The 18,851-nt window shown below is 42.9% G+C and carries 24 protein-coding genes and 1 rRNA gene; 11 read left to right on the forward strand and 14 right to left on the reverse strand.

Going from position 1 to position 18,851, the window contains the following annotated elements:
• Positions 1-2: 2 nt before the first annotated feature.
• The 11 genes from AB6E08_RS12210 to AB6E08_RS12260 all read right to left on the reverse strand — a co-directional run bounded on the left by AB6E08_RS12210 (position 3) and on the right by AB6E08_RS12260 (position 6,837).
• Positions 3-2,714: a replication endonuclease gene (locus AB6E08_RS12210; RefSeq protein WP_372065491.1), complete on the reverse strand. Its 2,712-nt coding sequence runs from the start codon at positions 2,712-2,714 to the stop codon at positions 3-5.
• Positions 2,714-2,899 (reverse strand): hypothetical protein, encoded by a 186-nt coding sequence (locus tag AB6E08_RS12215; RefSeq protein WP_372065489.1) that lies wholly within the window; start codon positions 2,897-2,899, stop codon positions 2,714-2,716. The genes AB6E08_RS12210 and AB6E08_RS12215 overlap by 1 nt, the downstream gene beginning before the upstream one ends.
• Positions 2,896-3,285, reverse strand: coding sequence for a hypothetical protein (locus AB6E08_RS12220; protein WP_372065486.1), 390 nt, complete (start codon positions 3,283-3,285; stop codon positions 2,896-2,898). Before AB6E08_RS12220 ends, AB6E08_RS12215 begins: the two co-directional genes overlap by 4 nt.
• The gene (locus AB6E08_RS12225; protein ID WP_372065483.1) at positions 3,282-3,512 is read right to left on the reverse strand and encodes a hypothetical protein; all 231 of its coding nucleotides are present in this window, start codon (positions 3,510-3,512) and stop codon (positions 3,282-3,284) included. The genes AB6E08_RS12220 and AB6E08_RS12225 overlap by 4 nt, the downstream gene beginning before the upstream one ends.
• Positions 3,512-3,913: a hypothetical protein gene (locus tag AB6E08_RS12230; protein WP_372065480.1), complete on the reverse strand. Its 402-nt coding sequence runs from the start codon at positions 3,911-3,913 to the stop codon at positions 3,512-3,514. Before AB6E08_RS12230 ends, AB6E08_RS12225 begins: the two co-directional genes overlap by 1 nt.
• Entirely contained in the window at positions 3,910-4,551 is a 642-nt protein-coding gene (locus tag AB6E08_RS12235) for a DUF6012 family protein (protein WP_372065477.1), read from the reverse strand. The genes AB6E08_RS12230 and AB6E08_RS12235 overlap by 4 nt, the downstream gene beginning before the upstream one ends.
• 11 nt (positions 4,552-4,562) lie before the next feature.
• A complete protein-coding gene (locus tag AB6E08_RS12240; RefSeq protein WP_372065474.1) occupies positions 4,563-4,973 on the reverse strand; it encodes a hypothetical protein in 411 nt (136 codons plus the stop codon).
• Positions 4,970-5,581: a 3'-5' exonuclease gene (locus AB6E08_RS12245; RefSeq protein ID WP_372065471.1), complete on the reverse strand. Its 612-nt coding sequence runs from the start codon at positions 5,579-5,581 to the stop codon at positions 4,970-4,972. The genes AB6E08_RS12240 and AB6E08_RS12245 overlap by 4 nt, the downstream gene beginning before the upstream one ends.
• Before the next feature lie 110 nt (positions 5,582-5,691).
• The gene (locus AB6E08_RS12250) at positions 5,692-5,985 is read right to left on the reverse strand and encodes a hypothetical protein (protein ID WP_065679542.1); all 294 of its coding nucleotides are present in this window, start codon (positions 5,983-5,985) and stop codon (positions 5,692-5,694) included.
• An 11-nt stretch (positions 5,986-5,996) separates the two neighbouring features.
• Positions 5,997-6,533, reverse strand: a complete 537-nt coding sequence (locus AB6E08_RS12255) for a phage regulatory CII family protein (protein WP_102538722.1) — start codon at positions 6,531-6,533, stop codon at positions 5,997-5,999.
• Between the two features lie 43 nt (positions 6,534-6,576).
• A complete protein-coding gene (locus tag AB6E08_RS12260) occupies positions 6,577-6,837 on the reverse strand; it encodes a pyocin activator PrtN family protein (RefSeq protein WP_372065466.1) in 261 nt (86 codons plus the stop codon).
• A 166-nt stretch (positions 6,838-7,003) separates the two neighbouring features.
• On the opposite strand from AB6E08_RS12260, the gene AB6E08_RS12265 reads away from it, so the two are divergent.
• The 3 genes from AB6E08_RS12265 (at position 7,004) to yidD (ending at position 8,211) form a co-directional block, all read left to right on the forward strand.
• Complete coding sequence (locus AB6E08_RS12265) at positions 7,004-7,696, forward strand: S24 family peptidase (protein ID WP_372065464.1); 693 nt, start codon at positions 7,004-7,006, stop codon at positions 7,694-7,696.
• A gap of 66 nt (positions 7,697-7,762) precedes the next feature.
• Positions 7,763-8,005, forward strand: a complete 243-nt coding sequence (locus tag AB6E08_RS12270; protein ID WP_372065461.1) for a DUF4177 domain-containing protein — start codon at positions 7,763-7,765, stop codon at positions 8,003-8,005.
• Complete coding sequence (gene yidD / locus AB6E08_RS12275) at positions 8,005-8,211, forward strand: membrane protein insertion efficiency factor YidD (RefSeq protein WP_372065458.1); 207 nt, start codon at positions 8,005-8,007, stop codon at positions 8,209-8,211. Before AB6E08_RS12270 ends, yidD begins: the two co-directional genes overlap by 1 nt.
• Positions 8,212-8,288: 77 nt before the next feature.
• Here yidD and AB6E08_RS12280 read toward each other — a convergent pair whose 3' ends face one another.
• The 3 genes from AB6E08_RS12280 to AB6E08_RS12290 all read right to left on the reverse strand — a co-directional run bounded on the left by AB6E08_RS12280 (position 8,289) and on the right by AB6E08_RS12290 (position 10,619).
• Entirely contained in the window at positions 8,289-9,095 is an 807-nt protein-coding gene (locus AB6E08_RS12280; protein ID WP_372065455.1) for a hypothetical protein, read from the reverse strand.
• A 70-nt stretch (positions 9,096-9,165) separates the two neighbouring features.
• Entirely contained in the window at positions 9,166-9,369 is a 204-nt protein-coding gene (locus tag AB6E08_RS12285; RefSeq protein ID WP_372065452.1) for a hypothetical protein, read from the reverse strand.
• 173 nt (positions 9,370-9,542) lie between these two features.
• Positions 9,543-10,619 carry a tyrosine-type recombinase/integrase gene (locus tag AB6E08_RS12290; RefSeq protein WP_372065449.1) on the reverse strand — a complete coding sequence of 359 codons (1,077 nt, stop codon included), beginning with the start codon at positions 10,617-10,619 and terminating at the stop codon, positions 9,543-9,545.
• Between the two features lie 122 nt (positions 10,620-10,741).
• Between AB6E08_RS12290 and dusA the strand changes: the two genes are divergently transcribed.
• The 8 genes from dusA to AB6E08_RS12330 all read left to right on the forward strand — a co-directional run.
• Positions 10,742-11,752, forward strand: a complete 1,011-nt coding sequence (gene dusA, locus AB6E08_RS12295; RefSeq protein WP_372065446.1) for a tRNA dihydrouridine(20/20a) synthase DusA — start codon at positions 10,742-10,744, stop codon at positions 11,750-11,752.
• Positions 11,753-11,991: 239 nt separating this feature from the next.
• Entirely contained in the window at positions 11,992-12,213 is a 222-nt protein-coding gene (gene pspG, locus AB6E08_RS12300; RefSeq protein WP_009847904.1) for an envelope stress response protein PspG, read from the forward strand.
• A gap of 135 nt (positions 12,214-12,348) precedes the next feature.
• On the forward strand, positions 12,349-13,071 hold the full coding sequence (locus AB6E08_RS12305) for a TIGR04219 family outer membrane beta-barrel protein (RefSeq protein WP_372065443.1): 723 nt from the start codon (positions 12,349-12,351) through the stop codon (positions 13,069-13,071).
• Between the two features lie 222 nt (positions 13,072-13,293).
• Complete coding sequence (locus AB6E08_RS12310; protein ID WP_004735813.1) at positions 13,294-13,524, forward strand: hypothetical protein; 231 nt, start codon at positions 13,294-13,296, stop codon at positions 13,522-13,524.
• Positions 13,525-13,647: 123 nt separating this feature from the next.
• The gene (locus AB6E08_RS12315; RefSeq protein WP_032499456.1) at positions 13,648-15,513 is read left to right on the forward strand and encodes an assimilatory sulfite reductase (NADPH) flavoprotein subunit; all 1,866 of its coding nucleotides are present in this window, start codon (positions 13,648-13,650) and stop codon (positions 15,511-15,513) included.
• Positions 15,513-17,240, forward strand: a complete 1,728-nt coding sequence (gene cysI, locus AB6E08_RS12320) for an assimilatory sulfite reductase (NADPH) hemoprotein subunit (protein ID WP_017101845.1) — start codon at positions 15,513-15,515, stop codon at positions 17,238-17,240. The genes AB6E08_RS12315 and cysI overlap by 1 nt, the downstream gene beginning before the upstream one ends.
• Positions 17,233-18,009, forward strand: coding sequence for a phosphoadenylyl-sulfate reductase (locus AB6E08_RS12325; RefSeq protein WP_017101844.1), 777 nt, complete (start codon positions 17,233-17,235; stop codon positions 18,007-18,009). Before cysI ends, AB6E08_RS12325 begins: the two co-directional genes overlap by 8 nt.
• Positions 18,010-18,686: 677 nt before the next feature.
• Positions 18,687-18,851: ribosomal RNA gene (locus tag AB6E08_RS12330) — 16S ribosomal RNA — on the forward strand; the annotation flags it as partial.

The raw sequence follows: 18,851 nt of genomic DNA on the forward strand, positions 1-18,851 counted from the left end.
CATCATTCCTCAAAAATAGGCCACTCATCAGACTCAACGATTTCTAAGTAATCGGCCCACGATTTACTCGGGCGCTTACTTACAGTGATGTCAGATAGATTTGGCTGTTGGTATTGGTGGTCTTTATCTTCTCCGGTTAGAGGTTCAGGCTGTTTAGCCTCGAAATCATCTAACCAGCTTAAATCTGGCGTGGGTTGGTACTCTTCAACGAGCTGGGCAGGGCGAACCTTGCCGCAGGGTAGGTGCTCCGCAGGGCGGATTCTTATGCTCGTTTCATCATCTATTCGAATTGAACTACCTTGTTGCAGCGCGATTAGGGCTGAATCATCAATATTTGGCGGTAAACCACCACCTACTGAGTAAGGTTCTAATAATCGCTTAAGCTGATCGCTGACCTGTACTTTCTGCGATGGCGTACAGTTATTGACAGAACTCCGAGAGGAATCAAAGATTCCAGAAAGAGCAAGATCAAGAGCAGGAGCCCCCGCTTCAGCTTCTATCGTTTCCTTGGAAGTAACTTTTTTACCTTTTAACCTCCATGTAATCGGGTTTTCGCTTGGCTTATCAAACTCGTAAACTGTTTCGGTGTTCTTCTTAGTTTTCTTTGTGATAGTCCAGGTTCTTAAACGTGTTTTAACTAGATCACCAGAAGCGACAAAACCTTCAATTTTACGAACGTCTTCACCGTGCGGAGAGGCAAACGGCAACACTTCATAAGAGTTAGTAATAAGTAAATCTTCACGCTTAACGAATGGGCCACCTTGTCCCATGATGTATCCTTTCCAATGGCCGTTATCAGCGGCTTTCATTGTGTCGGTCACAGAAGTGTTATCTGTTTCCATACATGGCTGATAATTGTCAGCAATAGCCTTAAGCAATTCTGCGTTTTTCATTACATCAGCAGGTTTGAATGGGCCAACTAAATCACGGTAAGCCTCTAAGTAAATAGTGATTAAGTTGCTACGCTCTTGCTCAAAAACGTATTCCATAAACGCTTTTTTGTTCTGATTAGCGAAGCGGCGCAATTCACGATAAGTGGTAACGGGAGCACCACCAAAGAATTGGAATTGACGAATACCCCAACGGCTCTTCCAAGCGTTAACGTTTTTGGCCATAGCTTGAACAGACTTACCCGTTTCGTCTGAAACTTCCCCATCCATTGCAAAACCATCAATATTTTTAGATATGTATTTAGCGATATAGCCTGTTGCTGTACCTTTCTCTGGGTCTATCAGCCCAAAGTCACAGCGAGGACGATAATTAAAAGGACCTTGAATAGATCGCTTCTTGGCTGCACGTTTTTCATTGCGATCAAAGAAAGGGTAAAGCTCTTCTTTATCTTCCTTAATCGCATAGCTAATAAACACGTCACGCACTTTCGCTACATGTTCAGGTTGAACCCAAATCAACAAATGCCAGTGTGGCGTACCATCATGATGTGGCTCGGCTACACGAATACCGAACCAACGAATTTCATCACGGCCTAGCTTGGCGCGAATTCGTTGCCAAACATTATTCAAATACTCTTGAGCACCACGAGGGCTAGCCCCGTTCCAATGCGGAATAAAACTGCCTTTCTTGTAGTGATTGTGAAAAACGGAGGGAGTGGTAAGGGTTAAAAACAAGCCTTGAAGCTCAAGCATATTGCCGACATCTTCACAGCCACGGCATCGAGTCATTAGCTCATGACGGCGAATAGCAGGGTTAGATACGCTTTTTAAAACCGTGTCAGACAGTTCAGCTTCTTCACCCGTTTCTTCATCTTTCAATAAACGCTGTTGAAGTACTTCCCAGTTTTTCTTTTGTGTCTCTTGATGTTCTCGAATGCAATCCCATGACGCATAAGGTGAAGCCTTAGCCGACACTTGCCCCATGGCAATGGCTAGGTGTTCACGCATGATCTTACGAATAGATTTAAGGCGGCCAAACCACCACTTTTCGCAAACCATCCTTGATATGTCAGTGATTGCGCTTTCTGCAGTTTGCTCTTTATATTTACGCGGTGGGGTAATGCCAAGCTCACGAACTAACGTTGCAACATCTTCATAAATCGAGGGAAGAGCTTCGTCTAATTGCTCTTCGGTTTCTTTACCATGTTGAACTCCAATTAACTGCGCACGTTTATTCATGATATTAGAAATAGTGAAAGCCATATCACGCAGCTCATCGAGTTCTAATTCAGCAAGGATTCGAACTTTGACCTGCTTTTTTTGCTTAGTCTTTTGCTTTTCTGATAAATCAAAATCAAAGCCCAATTGATATTTATTAGATGTAAAGATGCTTACGTTAGAATTGAACTGTTCTTCGTCGTCTAATTCGTCGAGTCTTTTTCTAAGGGAAGCAACTTTTTTCGAATCCGGTAGGTGTTTATAGCTATCCATAACAAGCTTCACGCGCTCACTTGCTGGGCGCATCTTTTCGCGAATGTATGAATTAGCCGCTTGAGCGCCTTGCTCTTTATGAGTCTCGATATAGCGCTTAGCAAAATACTTAGTTAAGTAACTTGGGAGGTCGGCAAAATACTCAGACAGCCACTCGGCATCCTCTGGGGTTTTATTTACCGAATAAAGCATGCGCTCTATTAGTGTTTGATTTTCTGGCTCTACGTGAGGTGGTTGATATCCGCTAGGTACGCAAGCAAGCCCTTCATCTATGGCAGGTAAAGGGCATAACCAAAAGCGATTTAATGGTTTAACAGGTTGATAGTAAGTCACTAACAGTCATCCATAAAATCAGCAGGGTTGCGTGTGATTTTTAATTGAACTTGAATAGATTCATCACCAGAGAGCAAAGTACCCAACAGCACTTCATTATCCGAGTGATCACCTTCGAGCATTTCTACTAATAGGGTTTCAATATAATCAGGTGCTTCAGCCGCAACTTTCAGAGCTTCACTCATAGCTGAACTCCCAACACTGAAGCCCAGTGACTAGACATAGCATCAGGCTTTTTAATACCGACTTGATTTGCTTTTCGATGCTCTTCGCTCATGCCTGTTTTCTGTTTAGGCATTTCAATGGCTTCTTTTAAAGTCATCCCTTCAGACAAGCGACCGTATAAAGTAGCCTCCGAAATTCCAACCGACTTAGAAATAGCTCGAATCCCCTTTTGCCCTTTGTACTCATATTTGACTTGAGCAAGCTGAGCGCAACGAGGCATTGTTACTGCTTGTTCAATATCAAAGCCTCGCTGTAAACGCTTCAATAAAGTGGAGTAGTTAACACCGAACATTTCAGCAATGGCTTTCACGCCTTTACAGCCTTGGTATTCACATTGGTGTGTCATAACCCTGCTAGCTCCTGCGTATCCATAATCATATGACCGCCAGTGTGATTACCTTTGATAATCACGCCTTTCAAAACGTGATGGCATTTGAACAGCTCGCAAGCCGTATTAATCGCAGGCTCTAGTGATTCAAACTCACCTAGCAACACGTTCTTCACTTCGTTGGTTTCATTATGGCGAACAACACCGCCACCGTTATTAAGTGCAACTGCTACATAACTCAGCATCAGCCAGCCTCCACAGTTGGGTAGCCGTGAATAGGCTCACAGTCACGCCACCACATTTGCATAGTTGCGTTTTGGCTAGTGCTTTTGGTACAGGCAGAAACGAAGAAGAGTGCACGGATTGCGCCTAAAGCTTGAAGCTCGGCAGATAAGTCATTGGCTGTGTTGTAAACCACAACCCAGAAAACCCACCAAGCAGTGATGAAGTCTTCAAGACATAGCCCTTGCTCAGTGCCGTTCACGTTCACCAACATGGCACGAGTAGAATCAAGTTGAAGCATTACGCCTTGGCTAGAATCTACGTCATTGAAAACGCGAATGAACTGCTCAATTTTGCGAGAAGTAAAGCCTTCACCATGAAGACCGTGCTCTAAATCTTTTCGGAATACGGTAATGATGCTCATGCTTCCACCTCTGAACTTTCCACAATGAATCGCTGTTCTAAAGTAGGTAAACGGTCGTTATGGGCTGCGCTCTTTATTAGTCTTTCTTTCTCGACCGTTGGTAGGGTGATTTCTTCAACTCTGTTAACCATCACAACATCTTGATATTCATCTTCTATTGAAATGTTTTCACCACGCTTGTGGTACTCACATATAAGAACATCCATGCGAGGTTGTGTTTTTACTGGTGGGTTAATTCTAAAATCTGTAAGCCAACGACTTTCAAACCCAAACTGCCCATATTGCAATGTATGATCGTCACTGATTGCATCAAAATCAGTATCAGCAACGGTGTAATTAACTCTATGAGTAAGTGTCTTCTCTTGTTCATCTGCCCAATTGGCACACTTAGCTTTCCAGTGCGTAATCACTGAGAAATTCGTTAGTTGCTTATCAACTTCCAAGTACAGACCATGCATTGCTTTGCGTCCCACCTTTCGACATGCAACATGGTAGGATTTGTTTGGAAATGGCTTTCTAACTACAAGGTCTTTCCCCTCCGTTAGAGTCACATTTAGCTCTGGAATCTGAACGTCGATTAATTCCAACTCAACATTCGAATAACGATTCATAATTTTCGGTACTAGATGTAATAACATTGCGCTGCCCCTTACTTACCAATGACTTCTAAGCAGTACTGCTCAAATTGATATAACGCTTCATCATCAAAGTGGCCTAAGTCACGGAGGCCAAGCATTTCAAGGAACAGGTAGCGGTTACTCATATCTAAGTTCGCCCAATGGTGAAGTTGTGAAACCTGCTCAATTGAACCGTTGCGATACCAGCTTGGGAATGAATGACCAAAGAACACACGAGCACGATCACCAGTCATTGCTTCTTTGATATCGGCCAAAACATCTTCTTGTGCTCGGTGGGTTGCGATAGGTTCTTGCTTCTTTGCGATAGCATCGAGTTGAATCAGAATGTTTTCTTGCTGCTCTTGGTTAGCACTTTTAAAGCGCTCAACGATTTGTTCACATGATTGGTTGAACATATGGTTGTGGGCATTTTGGTAACTCATTCTGTCACCTCAGCTTCTAAGGCAGCTTGTGTATCAGCGGCATAGCTCGCCACCATATAAAACGTGCCCCAAATTTCAGAAACATACTTAGCCTGAAACTTCGCATCATCTAGCGCAGAATGATGAACACCTTCACGAACTAACGTTTCTTTGGGGTTGATACCTAAAATGTCACGGCCCATTCTCACAATGGTTCGCACATCAAGGTCATTCCAATGAATGAAATTAGGACGAATGCGAGTCGCTTTGAAAGAGTTCATTAGGATCACATTGTCAAAGCCTGCGCCATTGCCCCATAAACAGATATCTTTTGATTCACCTAAATCAGCTAACCATTGGTTAAACTCAAGCAAGGCATCTTTAAGTGAAGACTTTGGCGTTTCTTTTAGGAAGATTGCACGAGCTTCATCACCTTGTGATAACCACCAAGTTACGGTCGGTGCATCAATATCACTGTAATAGGCCGCGCTATTAAGGTTAATCACCTCTTCAAACTCAGCACCTAGCTGACCATTGCTAGGGTTAAAAACGACGGCGCCAATAGAAACAATCGCAGCATTGCTACCATTTCCCATTGTTTCTAGATCGAGCATTACGTGTGTTTTCATCATCAATTCCTCAGATTTTGGATATAAAAAACCCTCCCTCTTTAAATCAAAGAGGGATAAGGGGTGTAGGCAAAATGCCTAGTGGCTAGGTTGGCTTGGGTGTAACTCGGTTATGACCAGCGCGAAAGTACATCCTGCGCGTTGGCATCAATTCGGTTAATCTCACGTGAAAGGCGCTTTCGTTCTGCGTTGCAATCACTCTTGGTGTATTGAGCTTGTAGCTTTGCTCTACGTGAACGAAGTGGCTGCAATTGGCGTTCGCCAAGCTCTTTCCTTGTTCGCTCCAAAAACGTTAGGCCGCGTTCCTTTTGCTCGCGGTTCAAAGACCAACACGGCAAATCTGGGCATGGGTTTTCTAATGGTGGTATCGCTACGCTTGAATGTTCTACTGTTGCAACTGACATACAAAATTCCTCTAACTTAAGCCGGGGATTGGTGCACCGTTGGCAATAAAATCGACACCCATACTCAAGAACGGGGTTGCGCCAGTAGTGCGGTTTTCTAGGTCATTAATGAGCAGCACCAAGTTACTAATACCTGCTTGGGCTGTTTTAATAATTGAACTGCGTTCGGATAGAGGCAGGGCTCTTTTACTCGCGTTGTCTAATGCAAGTTGAGATATTTCACCTGCCACAATTGAATTGTCTAAAGCTCGCTTGATAAATGACTCTTCCTTCCCTTCTGGTATGTTGGCTGTCGCTAGCCCCAGTCGACGAAGTACCACTTCTAAAATCACGTAATCATTCGCAGCTTTAGAAATAGCCATCATTTCTGGTACAGAAAGAACATGTGGCTGTTCTTTGTTTAGCTTATTGCGTAGCAGCTTAGGGCATAGGCCAGCAGCTTGAGCAATAACACTGACTTTGTGCCTTGCTCGGAATATGGCGCAGGCCTCGTTGTACTCTTCTTGTGTGTTAGCTAAAAATGTACACATTGAACTATTCGCACTCATATCTAATACTTACCCTGTAGGAAGAGAAACGGAATGAATGGAATTAGTGCGTAGAATGCACTTCATCCCACTCTTCTTTTGCCTTGGCTTGTTGCTTTTCAATATGAGCAGCCAGTTCATCAACATTGATGAAGTAGTCGCCGTTTTTCTTACCAGTAAGACTAAAGGCAGGGATAGGAAAGGTATGTGCACGGATTCGCTCGTTAGCTGTTTTAATACGTAAGCCAAAGAACTCTTCACAGATTTCACTAACAGGAATGATTGGTTTGCCATAAGTTGCATGGAGCGCATATTTGATATTCATACATCACCTCATATAGAGACACGCCGAAAAGCGTGGTAAAGTAATTTACTGCAACCTAAAGCAAGTTAATTGACACTGAACTTCTTGGGTTGTCGTTATGTTTCGTTGATTTACTTTATTTTTCGTTCGTTGCCACTGGTTGTCAATGAGGGTTTGTGAGCTTTTTATGAAAGAATGGTTTCAGAGTTCGGATTTAATGGACTTACCTGGTATGCCAAGCACCAGAGCTGGCGTGTCTAGTCGTGCTAGAAGAGAGGACTGGAAGTCCCGTAAAGCAAGGGGAATGTCGCGTGGGCTTGAATACCACATCTCCAGTTTTAACGAGGAAGATCTAGCAGAACTACGAGAAAAGTTCGGCTCTGAAGTAATACCTGATAATGTGACCGAGCTCTCAAATGTAAAGGCCGTAAAATCGTTTTATCAGGCAGATGACTTGTGCGCTGTACCTGTTTATAACGTTTATGCGTCTTGCGGTTTTGGCGCTCAGAACGATGCGGAATACCAATTAAGAACAGAACTGTTGCCATGTTCACGCTTGAATCAGCATGGCTTAACAGAAAGCACCGCACGAATTGTTATTTGTCACGGTGACTCGATGGAAGACACATTGAGTAACGGTGATGAAGTGCTTGTCGATATCAGAGAACTTGAACACCCAGTAAATCATGGTGTGTATGTAGTACGTATTGGTAAGCATGTTTATATAAAGCGTTTGAAGTACGACATCATGGCAGAAGGCTACGAAGTCATTTCAGACAACAAAGATGAATATTCACCCTTTATTGTGAACGGAGAAAAACTCGAAGAGTTCGCAGTAATAGGAAAAGTAGTCACCACCGTCATGAAGGCGGTAATTTAGAAAAGCAAAGGCATCCGAAAGGATGCCTTTTTTTGTTGGTATTGATAAAAATATAAAGAGAAAGGTATGTACGAATATAAGATGGTTCAAATTCCACCTAACATTGCTGTTGATATGAAAGACTCTCAAGGGGATGACGCAGCAAGGTATTTGGAGAATGTTGTTAACCAGTATGCGAGAGAAGGCTGGGAGTTTCATCGTGTTGACACTATTGGTGTTCAGATTCAGCCTGGTTGTATGGATGCACTTAAGGGAAGAAAAATGGAGAACGCTAGTTACTATGTAATTTCTTTCCGCAAAGAGGTTTGATGCTAGTTTACTTATCCATAAAGCTAATTGGTCTCTATCGATTGATTGCCCCTCATCGCTTAAGAGGGGCTTGTTTGTATAAGCCTACATGTTCTGAGTATGCGATTTTAGCGTTACAAAAATTCGGCTTTCTTAAAGGTTGGCGAATGGCCTTTAAAAGAATAGGTCGCTGTAAACAGCCGTTCGGGGGGATTGATTACCCATGATGATCGCCGCTCAGAATGAAGAAGGACTGTAGATTGCAGCAATATACTTGTAAAAAAGGAGCCAATCGGCTCCTTTTTTAGTTTTTGAAATCTAGCAACTTATTATTGAACTTATATGAGTTGCCTTGACTGAAATCTAGTTGCTTCTCTGCTTGTTTGAATTCTTCGTATTTTTCAAAGTCATGTAGATGGGCGTAAACAATTTCTCTCAATGGTAGAGTGACGGTAAACGCTTCGAAATCCAGTTCTTTTTCATCATCGTTTTCTACATCGTGAATAATGTCCTGGTAAGGTGTTACAGGAACAAGTCTTAGATCAGAACTGTCTCTATATCCACTCACTATTGGGATTATGTGCACGTCATTAAACGGCTTTGAATGAATTTCTGTTACGTAGCCAATGTAGACTTTTCGATCAGACATTGTAAATAATATCGGTAATCCGAATTCGTAAGACCTAAAAAAAAGCTGAGTAAATTCTGGGCTCTCTCCATCCTGTGCGAACTCTTCAAGAAAGCAATAATATTGTCGTTCTAAGCTGAAGTGATATAGCACTACTGGGAAAATTAGGCACATTGCAATGGTAATAGTACATAGATCAAATAAGGCAACACTATTGCTCGTTGCATCGTAGCTCAATATATTGTTTAGAACGATGTCGCCTAGAGAGAAATACCAACCGATTCCACTCATTATAAGATCGGTGATTGCATAGACAGCTACAGCAAAACCACAAACGGTTAAGCCAGCAGTAGCTGAACTCAGGAAAGTATGATAGCCGTTGCTTCTCTTTAGAGAGTAGTGGAAGCGGTGTACCTTATTTAGTAGATAGTACCCAGCTATACACAGTACTAAAATAAATAATAATGAAGTTGGTTTAGGCACGTAAATTTCCCTATTTAACACATACAAAAAGAGGTGCTAAAGCACCTCTCGTATAATGAGTCAATGAACCTTAAGTTCGCACAGAAGTCTTTGCAGCTTTAACTTGAGCTTGAACCTTGCTGCTTGATCTGAATGATTTGTAATCCATTACGACAAGATCATGGCTTCGCATCTTTGGACGGATGCTATAGTTTTGAGTTTTTCCTTCCACTTTGGCTTTAGGTAGGCCCAAAATCATTCTTAAAATATTACCCATAGTAAGACTCCATTTCATATCCCCCTCCTTAGCGTTTCCATTGAGCGCTTTAGGGATAGCCGTTTAGTCTGGGGCGAAGATGCTATCAGACTAGCCAGCAGGCTACAATGATATAATGGTATCATTTTGTGCAATATGTCCAGTAATTACGCGAAATTCTACTTTAAATTGCGTTCTAGCAAGCTAGTCAACTATGTAGTGACAATCTGTTTACTGTGCAACTTATGTGGAAATAACTGCGTATAAACTTGCCAAAGTATGTTTAGGTTTCGGTGACCAGTTACTTGAGCGACTTCTTCTATCGAGTAACCCAATTCAAAAAGCCTGCTTGCTCCTTCACGTCTTAAATCGTGGTAGCGCAAATCTTCTATTCCTAAACTATTACGTACTCGCTGAAACCCTGCCGAAACACTTCTAGGGTTATACGGGAATATCAGTTCGCCTCGTCGTTCTTGGCGTAAAACAATATCCATAGACTCACCAAGTAAAGGAACAATCATGTGGTTGCCTTCTTTCTTTCGTGGGTCTTTACGATTGCGAACGATGACGGTTTTATTCTCTTCGTTTAAGTCTTCCCATCGAATAGCGCAAACTTCACCAATTCGCATACAGGTTAATACGCTAAAGTCTAGAATGTCGGTAAATGGAATACGGGTTGGCCCATTACTGCGATAGCCCTCACGCTCAAGCAACCCTTGCTTTAACTTCTCAAGTTCGCCTTCGGTTGGCCTTCTGGTACGCCTGTCCGATTTGCCGACTAACTTCATATCAATAAGCACTGGCACCGCCTCTTCAAAGACAGCGTAGTTCGCCTCGATGTTAAAAACAGGGTTCGCCTTTTTCATCACTGAACGTAGATAAGCAATATCATGATAAATGGTTACTGGCTTAGCGCCTGCACCTTTTCTATCTTTACAGTGTTTAATGAGATCGGCAGTCGTTAAGCTGTTGGTTTGCACATTTGCGATATTGCAATCACGAAGCATTTTTATGACGTATTGCTTAGTGCGCCCTGTGTTGTCCCACAAATCACGCTCAGCGATAAATAAGTCAAGCAGCTCCGAAATAGTCGTAGCACGTTGAGATTTAAAGCCTTTGGCCTCTATCTCACTAACTTGATTCTTTGCCCAAGCAGTAGCTATCGCTTTTTTCTTATGTGTTTTGGCAAATCGGTGTACAATTCGCCCATTATTTTTGACAGTAATTGTCGCTTTATATCGCTTCTCGCCACTGGTGAGCGTCCGAGTTTGAATGCTAAAAGAAGCCATAGTTATCCCTGTAAAGGCGTACCGACTAGGTGAATTAAAGGTGTACTATAGGTGTACCACGAACGGCAAAGCTAAGCAATTTAACGCAAAGCGCAGTAAAACAAAGTTTGAGTAAATCCTTTATGAACCAAGACAAATCAACGAATCCCAATGAGTTTAAGGCTAACCGTTTTAGCGTTGCTCCGATGTTGGATTGGACTGACCGCCACTGTCGTTACTTTCACCGTTTGCTATCTCAGCAGACGCTTCTGTACACGGAAATGGTCACAACTGGTGCGATCTTACATGGTAAGGGCGACTTTCTAGAGTATAACGAGCAAGAACACCCATTAGCACTTCAACTTGGTGGTTCAAACCCGGTTGATTTGGCGGCTTGTGCCAAGCTTGCTGGTGAGCGTGGTTATGATGAAGTGAACCTCAATGTAGGTTGTCCTTCAGACCGAGTTCAGAATGGTCGCTTTGGCGCTTGCCTAATGGCTGAGCCCGAGCTGGTGGCAGACTGTGTGTCAGCGATGAAAGAAGTCACAGATATTCCAATTACGGTAAAAACGCGTATTGGTATCGACGACCAAGATTCTTACGAGTTTCTGACTAAGTTTGTTTCTACTGTTTCTGAAAAGGGCGGTTGTGAGCAATTTACTATCCATGCGCGTAAGGCGTGGTTGAGTGGCCTTAGCCCGAAAGAGAACCGTGAGATCCCACCGCTAGATTACGATCGTGCATACCAAATCAAGAAAGACTTCTCAGATCTAGTGATTGCGGTAAATGGTGGCATTACTACATTAGAACAAACTAAAGAGCACTTGCAGCACCTTGATGGTGTGATGATTGGTCGTGAGGCATACCATAGCCCGTTTATCTTGGCTGAAGTTGATCAGCAGATCTTTGGTTTAGACACGCCAATCAAGAAGCGTTCACAAGTAGTTGAAGAGATGTACCCGTACATTGAGCGTCAGCTTTCGAATGGAGCGAGCCTTGGTCATATCTCTCGTCATATGCTGGGTTTGTTCCAAAGCATGCCGGGTGCAAGACAATGGCGTCGTTACATCAGTGAGAATGCACATAAGAAAGGCGCGGGCATTGAGGTGATTCAGACGGCATTGGCTAAGATCCCTAAAGAGCTAAACGTATAGACACCCTCAAGGTTAAAGCAAAAGCCAAGAACTAAAAGTTAAAAGCTTAAAGAACAAGGCTAAATTCGCCATTAGAGGCTAAATTTACCATTGTGAGTTTCCGAAAAGCCACGCATGAAGATGTGTGGCTTTTTATTTGTCTGATAAATAAGGAGTTTATGGTTGTATCTAACTTGGTATGGAAGCTGCAATGTTAGAAAGTAGGAAAGATAGGTCATGAACTCATTAGGGAGACCATTATGTTTGAATTAATCTTTGTTCTTATTTTCGTCGCAACTTTACTCGTTACTGGTATTACGTTTATGACGGTACTAGCGGCAACCGGAATCGCGTTAGCGGTCATGCTGGTCTTAGGTATGATGGGGGTTGTGTTTAAACTGCTGCCTTGGCTGATCGTGATTGCAGTGGGTGTGTGGTTTTTCAAAAACTATGTACACAGCTCTAACCAAAGACGTTATTAAGGTCATCGTGTCGTCAAATCTTTACTCGTCAGCGGTTTATCGTTTTAGAATTTAAGATGTGTGGTAGAATTTTCCCCAATAATCTATGAATGTGCATACAATTAGCACAACGATATGGAATTGGAGCTATCTCAAATGAATAAAATGCCATTAATTGCTTTAGTGGGAATGCTTTCTTTAAGCTCGGCAGTGTCCGCTGAAGAAGAGTTTTCTTACACGACTAAGAGCGGTGCTGATATGTGGTGGGGAAGTACAAAGCTGAATGAAGCTAGGTCGAGTGACTCAAACTCACCTTCGTTGTATTTCGCATTTGAGCATAATGCCCCTAAGCTGCCAAATGCGAGTTTCCGCTACTCTACTGTTGATACAACATTGTTAGCGTTTGATAAGTATGACTACACGTTCTACTACACAATGTTGGATCACAAGTTGATGAACTTCGATGCGGGTGTGACATTTACTCAGTATGCAAACTCACATTACAAAGATCCGTACAGTTCGAAAACGACAAGTTTTGATGAGTTTACTTGGAGCTTCTACGGTAACGCAGAAATCAATGTCCCTAATACTCACCTTGATATCATTGGTACGATGGAATTTGGTGATAGCAATGGTATTAAGAGTACCGATTTGATGGCGGGAGTTCAGTACCGTATTCCAGTGGCAGATACTGAAATAGCACTTCGTGGTGGCTATCGTGTGATCGACCTTGATTCGGACAAATTCTTCTCTTCAGAGCTGAACAAACCTCTTGAGACAGACAAAGAACCGGATCCGTTAGATGACCCAAAGCCAGGGCCACCTAAATCGTTTGTTATGGTTGATGGTTGGTTTGCTGGCGTAGAAGTACGCTTTTAGGCAATTAAAACGAATCTAGAACGAAATTTAAGAACGTCACTTTATGAAGTGGCGTTTTTTTATATCTATTGGTTATACCCAAGCATCTTGAAGTTACTTGGGTATATACTTTTCTGGAATTAGTTAGCACATTCATCACTTTCGACCATCCTTAATACAGAGACCTAATTAGCGTCTATTCTTATAAGGTCTATGTTGTGAGGTCAAAGCAAGGGATGGAATATGACACTCAATGAATTACGAAATTTATATCGAGAAAATCTGTTGGTTGAAGCGATCATAGAGCCCTCAATTCAAGAGGGGTCTTGGGTTGTGGAGTTTCGCCATATGGGCGGTGGCTTTGTTTTGCTTACTGATGTTCATGGTGAAGAGTGTCATTACGCGGATTTAGACCTAGCATCTAAGTCGGCAATGGCGGTTGGCTTTCAACAAGTTCGTATTGAAAACCAGTAACTCAATTGACGTTTCAATCGGTTTTTACTTCCAAAAAGTTATAAAACATACTTTTCTATTCTTTCTTGTTATTAAAAGGAGTGGTTAATCTATCGTCACGCAATGATTAGGGATGTCGTGACCATGTCTTTAAATAAGAAAGAGTCTTCACAAAATAATAATGCACAGTCTGGGGCTAATGAGTTACCTGGGCTAGCAGCACCACTTAATGACCAACAATTGGGTCATCTTCAGCAAACTGTTTCTGAATTATCTTCTCAACAACTGGCATGGGTCAGTGGTTACCTTTGGGGTGTGAGCCAAACTCAGCCTGTGGGTGCCGCCGCGCCAATCGCTCAAGCAGCCGCTGCAGTAGCCGCAAAACCTGCGGGTAAGCTCAGCATTATCTTCGCATCCCAAACCGGTAATGCGAAAGGTGTCGCCGAATCGCTTGAGGCAGAAGCGAAAGCCTTAGGGATTGCTGTCGAGCTTTTCGATGCAAGTGATTATAAAGGTAAGAACCTAGCCAAAGAGACACACGTCATTTTTGTGGCTTCAACCAATGGTGAGGGCGAAGCCCCTGATAACGCTATTGAGTTGCATGAATTCCTTCAATCGAAGAAAGCGCCAAAATTATCAAACCTACAATACGGTGTGATCGGTTTAGGTGACTCAAGCTATGAGTTCTTCTGCCAAACGGCTAAAGACTTCGATAATTTCCTCACTAAGCTTGGTGCTAAATCGTTTGTCGACCGTCTTGATTGTGATGTTGATTACGAAGAGTCAGCAACGGAATGGCGCGCTAAAGCATTAGAGCAAGTAAAAGAGACGCTATCGACAGGCACTGAAGCCGATGTAGTTCAGTTGCCCGTCGGTCAAGCGGCTGCCGGTCATTCGCAATACACCAAGCAAAACCCATACACCGCGACACTATTAACGAGCCAAAAGATCACCGGTCGTGATTCGGGCAAAGATGTTCGTCATATCGAGATTGATCTTGATGAGTCGGGTATTACTTACCAACCGGGTGATGCGCTAGGCGTATGGTTTGAAAACAGTTCAGAACTCGCAAATCAAATTCTTTCTAAGGTTGGGCTGTCTGGTATCGAAAGTGTCGATGTCGATGGTGATAACTTGTCTGTGCATAGCGCACTCGTCAGCAAATTTGAGATTACCTCTTCAAACCCTCAGCTAGTGACTAAGTTTGCTGAGCTTTCGGGCAGCAAGAAGTTAATCAAGCTGGTGGAAGATAAAGACAAGCTTCGTGAATACGCGGGTAATACTCAAGTTGTCGATGTTTTAGCTGAGAAGAAAACCAAGCTATCGGCTGATGAATTGATTGGCCTACTACGTAAGTTAACTCCACGTCTCTACTCTATTGCGTCAAGCCAAGCAGAAGTAGATGAAGAAGTTCACTTGACGGTTGGTCTGGTTGAATACCAAAAGGGCGATGAATCTCGTCTGGGTGGCGCTTCAAGTTTCTTAGCTCAACGCCTTGAAGAAGGTGGTGAAGTGAAGGTGTTTGTAGAGAACAACAATAACTTCAAACTGCCGCAAGACGACAACACACCAATCATCATGGTTGGCCCGGGTACAGGTATCGCACCTTTCCGTAGTTTTGTTCAAGAGCGTGAAAACAATGACGCTGAAGGTAAAAGCTGGTTGTTCTTTGGTGACCGTACCTTTACTCAAGATTTCTTATATCAAGTTGAATGGCAGAGGTATCTTAAATCTGGTGCATTAACCAAGCTTGATGTTGCGTTTAGTCGTGATCAAAAAGAAAAGGTTTATGTTCAAGACCGATTAATTGAGCAGGCAGAGCAGGTTTGGCAATGGCTTCAAGAGGGCGCGTACCTCTATGTATGTGGCGATGCAACTCGAATGGCAAAAGATGTCCATGAAGCGTTAGTTACGATAGCGGAAAAACATGGCAACCAGAGCCGCGAACAAGCTGAACAATATATTAATGATTTACGCAAAGCGAAACGTTACCAAAGGGATGTGTACTAATGAGCAAGCAAGTAATAGAGCAAGAAGTGCTAGGTCAAGTACTGGGACCTTTGGCTGACAATGAACGTCTGAAGCGTGAAAGTAAAAACCTTCGCGGTACGATTGAACAAGATCTTCAAGACCGTATCACTGGTGGTTTTACCGCAGATAACTTTCAACTGATCCGTTTCCACGGTATGTATCAACAAGACGACCGTGATATTCGTAACGAACGTACCAAGCAAAAGTTAGAACCTTTACATAATGTAATGCTACGTGCGCGTATGCCTGGCGGCATCATCACTCCTAAGCAGTGGTTGGCGATTGATAAATTCGCAGATGAAAGTACCTCTTACGGTTCAATTCGTCTAACAACACGTCAAACTTTCCAGTTCCACGGTGTGTTGAAGCCAAACATTAAGTTAATGCACCAAACACTAAACAGTATTGGTATAGATTCAATCGCTACTGCGGGTGACGTAAACCGAAATGTTTTGTGTACCACAAACCCGGTAGAGTCCGAGCTACACCAAGAAGCTTATGAGTGGGCGAAAAAGATCAGTGAACACCTATTACCTAAGACACGTGCTTATGCTGAGATCTGGTTAGATGGTGAAAAGCTCGCAACAACAGATGAAGAACCTATCTTAGGTAGTAATTACTTACCGCGTAAGTTCAAGACGACGGTTGTAATTCCTCCACAAAATGACGTAGATGTTCATGCTAACGATCTTAACTTTATCGCGATTGCTAAAGACGGAAAGCTGGTGGGCTTTAACGTATTAGTGGGCGGTGGTCTTGCTATGACGCACGGCGATACTTCTACTTATGCACGTAAAGCTGACGATTTCGGTTTTGTGCCATTAGAGAAAACGTTAGATGTCGCCGCTGCGGTGGTAACGACTCAGCGTGATTGGGGTAACCGTTCAAACCGTAAGAATGCCAAAACCAAATACACACTCGATCGTGTTGGTATTGATGTATTCAAAGCAGAAGTAGAAAAACGTGCAGGCGTTGAGTTTTCTGAAAGTCGTCCTTATGAGTTTACTGGCCGTGGCGACCGTATCGGTTGGGCGGAAGGCATTGATGGTAAGCACCACTTAGCGTTATTCATCGAAAATGGTCGTTTACTTGATTTTCCGGGTAAAGCGCTGAAAACAGGTGTTGCTGAAATAGCGAAGATCCACAAAGGTGACTTCCGCATGACAGCGAACCAAAATCTCATTGTTGCAGGTGTACCTAAGAGCCAAAAGGCACAAATTGAAAAGCTGGCACGTCAATACGGTCTGATGGATGATGCCGTTTCAGAACAGCGCAAGAACTCAATGGCGTGTGTGGCATTCCCAACATGTCCGTTAGCAATGGCAGAAGCCGAACGTTTTCTTCCTGAGTTTGTAACGGATGTTGAAGACATTCTGAAGAAACACGGGTTACCAGAAGAAGATAACATCATCCTTCGTATTACAGGCTGTCCAAACGGCTGTGGTCGTGCAATGTTGGCTGAACTGGGTTTAGTCGGCAAGGCTCCGGGGCGTTACAACATGCACTTAGGTGGCAACAAAGCCGGAACTCGTATCCCGAAGATGTATAAAGAGAACATCGCGTCAGCTCAGATTTTAGAAGAGATTGATTCGCTGGTGGGACGTTGGGCTACAGAACGAACGGATAATGAAGGGTTCGGTGATTTTACAATCCGAGCTGGCATCATCGAAGAGGTGATCATTTCAAAGAGGGATCTGCATGCATAATTCTGTCGCTTCAAAACTGAAGTTAGCAGAGCTACTCGCATTGACTAAGACGGAGCAGATACTTCGTCTTGGACAAATTAATGCTGAGTTAGAGCAGCTAACCGCATTAGAAAGAGTGAAGTGGGCTCTGGAAAACTTAGAAGGAACACATGTGGTGTCTTCTAGTTTCGGAATCCAAGCGGCGTTGATGCTGCACTTAGTGACTCAAGCAAAACCAGATATTCCGGTTATTCTTACGGACACTGGGTATCTATTCCCGGAAACGTATCGATTTATCGATGAGTTAAGTCAGAAGTTGACTCTAAACCTTCAAGTTTTTCGTTCTCAGCAGAGCCCTAATTGGCAAGAAGCGCAATATGGCAAACTTTGGGATCAAGGTATAGAAGGGATAGAGAAGTACAACAAGCTTAATAAAGTTGAACCGATGAGAAGAGCGTTGGATGAACTAGAGGCAGGCACTTGGTTTTCTGGGTTGAGAAGAGAGCAATCTCAATCGCGTGCAAACTTACCTATCTTATCTATCCAAAATGGTGTGTTTAAGTTCTTGCCAGTAATTGATTGGACAAATAAAGATGTTCATTATTACTTAGAGGAGCATGGTCTCAGTTACCACCCACTTCGCGATCAGGGGTACCTTTCTGTTGGAGATACTCATACTACTAAGAAATGGGAACCGGGTATGACTGAAGAAGAAACCCGTTTTAATGGTCTAAAACGAGAATGTGGTCTCCATGAAGACGATGGAGAGCAATATGGCTCTGGGATTTAGACTCATTGCCATTTAAAAAGCTGCCATAAGGCAGTTTTTTGTTTTCTAGGGTGAAAATTAGAGCAATTGTGGATAAGTCTGTGGTTATTCTGTAGGTACTTTGTAGTTAAACTTGCACAAATAAGGCTTTGAGTGTTTATTCGTCATCTAACCGTTATTTTTACATTTTTCTTTAATAAACACTTGCCAATGTGAGGAACATCTCTATAATGCCGCCTCACTGACACGGTAGACGCCACAAGGCTTCAGCGAAGAATGTTAGTAAGGCAACTAGCTTTAAGCGATAATTCGCTTCTACTTTTAGAAAGTAGAAATTAATTTTCAAAAGTGTTTGACACTGAGAATTAAAACGCTAGAATGGCCGCCTCTTCCGAAGTGATGTAAGTCACAACGAAGAGAAGCTCTTTAACAATTTAAACCTATCAATCTGTGTGGGCACTCGTTGATGAATATCAAAACGTCATTCTTAGGAATGGCAGTTACTTCGGTAACAAACTTGATTTCAATGAACTGAGTGACCAATACAAAATTAAGTTTACTTAATTTTGGCACAGTCAATTCATTACCATTCTGTTGGAATGGTAATAGCTTTAAAATTACACTCTTTATTTATAAAGAATAGTTTTGAAGTCAGTATTCGTTGAGTCACACCTATTAATTTAGGTAATCAAAACTTTAAATTGAAGAGTTTGATCATGGCTCAGATTGAACGCTGGCGGCAGGCCTAACACATGCAAGTCGAGCGGAAACGACACTAACAATCCTTCGGGTGCGTTAATGGGCGTCGAGCGGCGGACGGGTGAGTAATGCCTAGGAAATTGCCTTGATGTGGGGGATAACCA

It is taken from the genome of Vibrio sp. 10N.247.310.24 (assembly GCF_041467175.1).
Lineage (GTDB): Bacteria > Pseudomonadota > Gammaproteobacteria > Enterobacterales > Vibrionaceae > Vibrio > Vibrio tasmaniensis_A.